We start from the raw sequence: 2,951 nt of genomic DNA on the forward strand, positions 1-2,951 counted from the left end.
TGTAGGGGCGGGTTTAGCCATTTAATTTTGCTATCTACCGATAACCACTCAACAAAACCCGCCCTTCTTCTGAGTTCCCTGTTAAGAGTTCCCTAATCTCAACCGTTAACTTTAATTGTGTCCACCTACTTAAATCAAATCGTTTTATTTCTCTCAACCTCATCCTCTAGCCATCTGGCAAAATCTGTGGTAAAGGTATCCCGTAAAATCGCCTCTCGAATATCTTGGGTAAAACGAATCAACTCCGTCACATTATGCAGGGAGATTAACATAAAGCCCAAAACTTCCCGCGATCGCACCAGATGACTCAGGTAGGCGCGGCTAAAGTTCTGACAGCAATAACAAGGACAAGTCGCATCCAACGCCGTAAAATCCTCACGAAACCGAGCATTTTTCAAATTCCAGCGTTCCCCCTGAACCAACGCCGCCCCATGACGCCCTAAGCGCGTGGGAATCACACAATCAAATAAATCCACACCTGATGCGATCGCCCGTGCCATTTCTCGATAAGTTCCCACCCCCATCAGATAACGTGGCTTATCAACGGGTAAATACGGTGCCGTCGCCGCCACGATGTCATGGATCAAGTCCACCGGTTCCCCTACACTCACCCCACCAATGGCATACCCCGGTAAATCCAAAGACACCAACGACTCAGCCGCCTGACGACGCAAATCCAGATACACACCGCCCTGAACGATACCAAACAGCGCTTGCTGATCCGCACGAGTGTGAGCATTGATACAGCGCTTCAGCCAGCGATCGGTTCTCTCCAATGACGCCTCAATCTCCGCCCGACTCGCTGGATAGGGCGGACATTCATCAAATGCCATAATAATGTCCGCCCCTAGCGCATTTTGGATGGCAATAGACCGTTCTGGGGTGAGATTAATTAACCGTCCATCCCGAGGCGAACGAAAAACCACACCCTCTTCGCTAATTTGTCGCAATTTACTTAAGCTAAAAACTTGAAAGCCGCCCGAATCCGTCAAAATTGGGCGATGCCAACCCATGAAGTGATGCAATCCTCCCGCTTGCTGGACAATCGCTTCTCCGGGTTGTAAGTGCAGATGATAGGTATTGGCGAGAATAATTTGGGCTTGTGCTGCTTCTAACTGGGCAGGAGTTAGAGTTTTGACCGTTGCCAAAGTACCCACGGGCATAAACCGGGGCGTTTCAATCAGACCATGGGGACTGTGCAGTAATCCGGCGCGTGCCTTGGTTTGGCTGCACCATGCCTGACATTGAAAGGAAAATGAATTGTATGTTTGAGCCAATGGGGTTAAGGGTTCATGATCATGCTTTGATTATTGTGGCTGATCATCTATTTTATTTGTGGTTTAGAACGGACATTCTCCCTCATCATCAATTTGTACATCCCACCGGGCATTGAGTACCTGGGTGACCATGGCTTCTAGGGCTTCGGCGTTGAGGGTTTCCACCGATTGCTCATGTAAAGGGTTGGATAGGGGAATCAGCCTGAGCCGACGGTTATCTTGGACTAAATCAAAATAAGCCTGCTTTTCCGGCGTCTGATGCAGTTGCAAGTAATCAAAACTCTGGACATTGATGTAGATAGCTTGATTCGCAATCAGGGTAGAACGGCGGGAATCGGCAAAGACTTCCAGCACATATCCTTCTCCCTCACTTTGCTTGTTGCTATCGATGGTGTGAATATAGCGGACGCGACCCAAATCAGTGAGTAGGCGTCCCATGTCCTGCTTATTGATAATAATGCCCGTATCAATGATACAAGGAGCGGGAAGTCGGCGTGGAGGTTGATGATAACTCATGGGTAAAGCCTATGATGCATAAGGGGCTGATATTGCCTTGCAAAGAGTATTGGCATTCGTGTAAAACCCGACTGAAAAACCTAATGCTTCGATTTTAGCGACTGTCCAGCTAAAGGCAAGTCAGAAGCTGTGACAATCAAGAATCAGAAATTCATCCACGGGCTCGTGCCGGTGGATTATGATCTGAAATACTTGAGTGTTACGGGTATTACAGTAGGGTTACTAAACCATACTATCCCAATATTCACCCGCTATTCATCGGACAATATACGTAAATTTCTGTGTAGTGAACTATGAACCCAAATCCTGAGCCACTCAATATCTCTGTGACACCTGTATCGCCGTGCTTCCGGGCTTACCTGCACCTGTGTCCCTCTAGATTAGATTATTCTCCATGAAGTGGTTTAGAGTGCAATCGATGTGGCAAGCGGTGCAAAAGTCCTGGCAGTCTTGGTTGGGTGCTATCACCTTTTATACTTGTATCCCCATTCCCATGAGTTGGGGATTAGACTTTGAGCGTATTGCCCGTTGGGCACCTGGGGTTGGGTTATTCATTGGCGTTATCTTAGCCGCGCTAGACGCCGTATTGCAACACTGGGGGATGCCAAACTTGACCCGGAGTGGGATTATCGTGGTGAGTTGGGTAGCACTAACCGGAGGATTACATCTAGATGGCGTGATGGATACGGCAGATGGCTTAGGTGTACAAGATCCGAAGCGACGGCTGGAGGTGATGGCAGATAGCGTGACCGGGGCGTTTGGGGCGATGGCGGCGATCGCGCTACTTTTACTAAAAATGGCGGCGCTTACGGATATTGAGACTCATCGCTGGTTGGCATTAATTACTGTAGCCGGATGGGGGCGCTGGGGACAAGTGGTGGCAATTTCGATTTATCCGTACCTCAAACCCACAGGGAAAGGCGCATTTCATCAACAAGGGATTCGGGTGCCGATTGATAGTCTGTGGGGGGCATTTTTACTCCTAGGGGTATGTGGATTACCCCTAATCGTGAGAGAGGGTAATTGGGAGTTAGCCGTAATTAGCGCCGGAGGAGGATGTGCGATCGCGCTTTTGACCGGCTTCTGGTTTTACCGCCAGTTGGGAGGACATACCGGGGATACTTATGGGGCGGTGGTGGAATGGACAGAAGCCTTATT

Annotated in this window: 3 protein-coding genes; 1 reads left to right on the plus strand and 2 read right to left on the minus strand. The window is 49.0% G+C overall.

Annotated features, from left to right (window positions below; genetic code table 11):
- Positions 1 to 134: 134 nt before the first annotated feature.
- A complete protein-coding gene (tgt, locus tag ACLFWI_RS28970; RefSeq protein WP_446415808.1) occupies positions 135 to 1,277 on the minus strand; it encodes a tRNA guanosine(34) transglycosylase Tgt in 1,143 nt (380 codons plus the stop codon).
- 63 nt (positions 1,278 to 1,340) lie between these two features.
- Positions 1,341 to 1,793, minus strand: a complete 453-nt coding sequence (locus tag ACLFWI_RS28975; RefSeq protein ID WP_006102097.1) for a hypothetical protein — start codon at positions 1,791 to 1,793, stop codon at positions 1,341 to 1,343.
- Between the two features lie 394 nt (positions 1,794 to 2,187).
- Between ACLFWI_RS28975 and cobS the strand changes: the two genes are divergently transcribed.
- On the plus strand, positions 2,188 to 2,951 hold a 764-nt coding region (cobS, locus tag ACLFWI_RS28980), incomplete at its 3' end, for an adenosylcobinamide-GDP ribazoletransferase (protein ID WP_446415809.1).

This window comes from Coleofasciculus sp., from assembly GCF_046539235.1.
GTDB lineage: Bacteria > Cyanobacteriota > Cyanobacteriia > Cyanobacteriales > Coleofasciculaceae > Coleofasciculus.

Bases quoted from the DNA above. Each gene is read 5' to 3' on its own strand.
- ACLFWI_RS28975 (WP_006102097.1), bottom strand. From the start codon at position 1,793: ATGAGTTATCATCAACCTCCACGCCGACTTCCCGCTCCTTGTATCATT.